Here is a 451-nt window from a genome sequence, read left to right as displayed (position 1 = left end):
CGCTTCAGGTCCATCGGGTTCATGCCGGCGGCAACGGCCTTGTGGCCTTCCTGGACGATCGACTGTGCCAGAACGGTTGCGGTCGTGGTGCCGTCGCCGGCGATGTCGTTGGTCTTCGAAGCAACTTCGCGGACCATCTGCGCGCCCATGTTCTCGAACTTGTCTTCAAGCTCGATTTCCTTGGCGACGGTAACGCCGTCCTTGGTGATGCGCGGGGCGCCGAACGACTTGTCGATGACGACGTTGCGGCCCTTGGGGCCGAGCGTGACTTTCACCGCGTCGGCGAGGATGTTGACGCCGCGCAGCATGCGCTCGCGGGCATCACGGGAGAATTTTACGTCTTTGGCAGCCATTTTTAGCTCCTGGCAGGGGCTTTGATCGAGCCCGGGAATTCAGTTGACGGGGAAAGGCCTGATATCAGCCGATGATGCCCATGATGTCGGATTCCTTC

At 60.8% G+C, this 451-nt stretch carries 1 protein-coding gene; it reads right to left on the bottom strand.

Annotated elements, in window-relative coordinates:
- The coding region (locus EN750_RS38690) for a TCP-1/cpn60 chaperonin family protein (protein WP_281062399.1) at positions 1-353 on the bottom strand (353 nt) is incomplete at its 3' end.
- Positions 354-451: the final 98 nt, after the last annotated feature.

Source organism: Mesorhizobium sp. M7A.F.Ca.ET.027.03.2.1 (assembly GCF_003999175.1).
GTDB lineage: Bacteria > Pseudomonadota > Alphaproteobacteria > Rhizobiales > Rhizobiaceae > Mesorhizobium.
The sequence above is the reverse complement of the archived record's forward strand: the minus strand, read 5'-3'. Positions and strand labels throughout refer to the sequence as shown.